Origin of the sequence: Streptomyces sp. NPDC057474 (assembly GCF_042802555.1) — a bacterium.
Taxonomy (GTDB): domain Bacteria; phylum Actinomycetota; class Actinomycetes; order Streptomycetales; family Streptomycetaceae; genus Streptomyces.
The window spans coordinates 1-4,280 of the sequence record NZ_JBHVDX010000414.1; the positions used below are offsets into that span (position 1 = coordinate 1).

Sequence of the window (4,280 nt, forward strand, 5' to 3'; positions counted from 1 at the left end):
CATGCACGCATTCGCCCCTCACCGTCGACCCACCCACCCCCTCACCCGCCCACGCAGGCACGCATTCGCCCCTCACCGTCGACTCACCCACCCACCCCCTCACCCGCCGACGCATTCACCCCTCACCGTCGACTCACCACCACCCGATGGTTCCCCCCGTCGTCCACCCCCGCCACGCCGATCTCCACCCCCGCCCGCACGTCCTTGAAGGTCTCACCGGGGACGAGCGGCGCATCGGACAGTTCCGCGTGGACGTTGGGGCTGCGGGTGCAGCCCCCGCTGTCGCGGCGGGAGTCGTGGACCTTGATGGGCCCGTTCCCGGTGTCGACGGTCGCGTCGACCCGGTAGACGAGGACGCCGGGCCGGCACACCGCCGCGTCGTTGCCCGCCCGCGTGCGCAACTCGGCGACGTACGCCGCACGGGAGGTGAGCGGGACGACGACCAGCTTCGCGCCGCCGGCCGTGGCGAGCGGGGTCAGCGTGTACTCGGCGGTGCCGACGGCCGCCACGCAGCCGACCTGTGTCTCGTCGAGCCACCCGAGCTTCCACTTGTGCCAGCCCAGCAGATCGTTGTCGACGCCCCAGTCCTCGCTCATGATGTCCCAGTGCCCGACCGCACCCCCGCCCTCGTGGGTGTAGAGGTCGGGCAGCCCGAAGACATGGCCGTTCTCGTGGGGGAGCACCCGGTACCCGGTGTCCGCGTACGCGCCCGAGCCGTCGTCCTGCCGGCTGTAGACGAACGACGCGTTGGCGACCGGGACGCCGTCCGCGACCGGAGCCTCGCGGTTGCCGGCGAAGGTCACCGACAGGACGGTGTCGAGGGCGGAGGGGCCCGCGTTCGGGGTGACGAGGACGTTGATGAGGTCGTACGACCGGAAGTCCACCAGCGGATCGGCGGCCCGCACCATGTCCTGGACCAGCCGGCGGTAGCCGGGTTCGAAGGGGGCACCGCGCTCTATGCCGTAGGAGCGGAAGGATTCCGGCATCCGCAGCCACTCGGTGAGCGGGGCCTCGGGGCGGTAGTCGATACGGCCGTAACTGCTGGTCCTGAACCACTTCTGGGTCTGCGGGGCGAACTCCGCGAAGCGGTCCATCGCGCTGCCCTCGCCGGGCGCGTCGGAGAAGTCGATCATCAGGTTGAGGGCGCGGACCGTGCCGGTGGAGCGGGAGTAGCCGGGCGGGGTCGGGATGCCCTCGGACATCTGGGTGTCGAGCGGACCGCGGATCATGCAGGGGCCGAGCGCCGAACCGCGGGCCGGGGCGGTGGCCCCCGCGGCCGTCGTCGCCTCCTTCGCCGTCATGCGCCCGGTGCCCGCGGAGGTGCCGATCGCGAGCGTGAGGGCGGTGACGGAGGCGAGCGCGACGACACGGCGCGGACGTATCCGGCGCGACCGCTCCGCGTGAGGCGGCTGGGACGGAGCTGTCCGGAGCGGCCGTATCCGGCGCGGAGGTATCCCGTTTCTGCGGAACGGCTGCTGCATGCACGCGCCCTTCGCTCCACGGCAGCCGCCCGGTGACGAAGCTGCACCCTTTCGATCACCCTGTGTCGCGGGGTGCGCGGGCGCGCGCTGGAAGGTCCGAACGTGGGCTTCACATTCGAGTACGGCCGAGGGTGGCCGAGCAGGGCCGAGAAGGCGGCCGGGTAGGGCGTGGCCGTGTGACTCAGGTCACAGGAAAAGTCTTCCAGGATGGGAAATAACCGGGGATCGTTTCCCCGTTTAACCATGCGTCCGAGCGAAACGGGGACTCCATCCCCGGATAGTCACCGGCCGCCCCCCACACCACTGGATCAGGAAGAGGAGTACGCCGTGGAGACCGCCACCGCCGTACGTCGCAAGGTGCCCCGCCCTCGGGCCGACGCCCTGCGCAACCGGGAGCGGATCGTCGGTGCCGCCCGGGAGATGTTCGTCGAGTTCGGCCCCGAGGTGCCGCTCGACGAGATCGCCCGTCGGGCCGGCGTCGGCAACGCCACGCTGTACCGCAACTTCCCGGACCGGGACGCACTGGTCCGTGAGGTCGTCTGCTCGGTCATGGACCGTACGGCCCTCGCGGCCGAGGCCGCGCTCGCCGAGATCGGTGACGCGTTCGAGGCGCTTTCGCGCTTCGTGCACACCTCGGCCGACGAACGGGTCAGCGCCCTCTGCCCGATGATCCAGAGCACGTTCGACCAGCACCACCCCGATCTGGAGGCGGCGCGCGAGCGCTTGGAGGAGCAGGTCGAAGGAATCATGAAGCGCGCCCGGGACGCCGGGCAGCTCCGCGCCGATGTGGGCGTCGGCGACCTGATGATCGCCGTCAGTCAGCTCAGCAGGCCACCGGCCGGCACCCAGTGCGCGGGCACCGACCGCTTCCTCCACCGCCACCTGCAACTGTTCCTGGACGGGCTGCGCGCCCCGGCCTCCTCCGAACTGCCCGGTGCTCCCGTGACCGTGGAGGACCTACGGAGGCCCTGCCCGTCCTGACCCACCCGACCTGACCAGCCCTCGCCCTGACTGACCAGCCCTCGCCCTGACTGACCAGCCTTCGACCCGGTCTGACCAGCCCTCGACCCGGCCTCGCCCGACCCTGGCATGACTCGCCGATCTCACGGCTGTCGACGACGACAAGCCGCTACGTCTCGACGCCTTTTTCGCCATCCGATACCGATTTTTCCGTCACGAAGTCCCGAAGTGGGTATCCCCATGTCCGAAACAGTCCGCAGCGCTCCCGGATCAGTCGACGATCCGGACAACGACGCTCACGCCAGCCGCTGGAAAGCGCTCGTCTTCATCGCACTGGCCCAGCTGATGGTCGTGCTCGACGCGACCATCGTGAACATCGCCCTTCCGTCCGCCCAGCAGGACCTGGGGATATCGGACGGCAACCGCCAGTGGGTCATCACCGCGTACGCGCTGGCCTTCGGCGGTCTCCTCCTCTTCGGCGGCCGTATCTCCGATCTGTGGGGCCGCAAGCGCACCTTCGTCACCGGTCTGATCGGCTTCGCCGGCGCCTCCGCGCTGGGCGGCGCGGCCACCGGTGAGGCGATGATGCTGGGCGCCCGCGCGCTCCAGGGCGCCTTCGGCGCGCTGCTCGCGCCCGCCGCGCTCTCCCTCCTCGCCGTGATGTTCACCGACGCCAGGGAGCGCGCCAAGGCGTTCGGCATCTACGGCGCGATCGCCGGTGGCGGCGGCGCCGTGGGCCTGATCCTCGGCGGCTTCCTGACCGAGTACCTGGACTGGCGCTGGACGTTCTTCGTCAACATCCCGTTCGCGGTGATCGCGGCGGTCGGCGCGTACTTCGTCATCCGTGAGCCGGCGGGCGGCCGCAACCGCTCCCCGCTCGACATCCCCGGCGTGGTCCTGTCCACCCTGGGCCTGGTCTCCCTGGTCTACGGCTTCACGCGAGCCGAGTCCGACGGCTGGGGCGACTCCATGACCGTCACCCTGTTCGTGGCCTCGGCGGTACTCCTCGCGGCCTTCGTCTTCGTCGAGTCCAAGGTCAAGGCCCCGCTGCTGCCGCTGCGCGTGATCACCGAGCGCAACCGCGGCGGTGTCTACCTCTCCCTCGGCCTCGCGATCATCGCGATGTTCGGCCTGTTCCTGTTCCTGACCTACTACCTGCAGATCGTGAAGGGGTACTCGCCGGTCAAGACCGGCTTCGCCTTCCTGCCCATGATCGTGGGCATGATCACCGGCTCGACCCAGATCGGCACCCGCCTCATGACCCGGGTCCCGCCGCGTCTGCTGATGGCCCCGGGCTTCCTGGTCGCCGGCCTCGGCATGCTCCTGCTGACCCAGATGGAGGTCGACTCCTCGTTCGCCGGTCTGCTCCTGCCGGCCCAGCTGCTGCTCGGCCTCGGCATGGGTACGGCGTTCATGCCGGCCATGTCCCTCGCGACCCACGGTGTCGAACCGCGTGACGCGGGCGTGGCCTCCGCCATGGTCAACACCTCCCAGCAGGTCGGCGGCGCCATCGGCACGGCCCTCCTGAACACGATCGCCGCCTCAGCGACCACGTCCTACGTCAAGGACCACATCGGCTCGGCCACCTCGAAGCCGGCGGCACAGCTGGTCGAACTCCAGGGCATGGTCAACGGCTACACCAGCGCCATCTGGTTCGCCGTGGCCATCCTCGTCGCCTCCGCCGCCATCGCCTTCACCCTCGTCACGACGGGTAAGCCGGACATGACGGCGACAACCGGAGCGGGCGACGGCGCGACGGACGAGGTCAAGGTCCCGGTGATCGCCCACTGAGAGTCCGGCCTGACGAATGACGCCGGCCTGGAGGGGTGGGGCAGGGGC

3 protein-coding genes are annotated in these 4,280 nt (G+C 70.3%); 2 read left to right on the forward strand and 1 reads right to left on the reverse strand.

The genetic code is table 11. From position 1 onward, the window contains the following. Nucleotides 1-122: 122 nt before the first annotated feature. On the reverse strand, nt 123-1,481 hold the full coding sequence (locus ACFU53_RS46940; RefSeq protein WP_384006468.1) for a M6 family metalloprotease domain-containing protein: 1,359 nt from the start codon (nt 1,479-1,481) through the stop codon (nt 123-125). A gap of 327 nt (nt 1,482-1,808) precedes the next feature. Here ACFU53_RS46940 and ACFU53_RS46945 point away from each other — a divergent pair, with 327 nt between their 5' ends. Next, the gene (locus ACFU53_RS46945) at nt 1,809-2,462 is read left to right on the forward strand and encodes a TetR/AcrR family transcriptional regulator (protein WP_384006470.1); all 654 of its coding nucleotides are present in this window, start codon (nt 1,809-1,811) and stop codon (nt 2,460-2,462) included. 219 nt (nt 2,463-2,681) lie between these two features. Then, nucleotides 2,682-4,232, forward strand: coding sequence for an MFS transporter (locus ACFU53_RS46950; protein ID WP_384006473.1), 1,551 nt, complete (start codon nt 2,682-2,684; stop codon nt 4,230-4,232). The last annotated feature ends 48 nt before the right edge of the window (nt 4,233-4,280 follow it).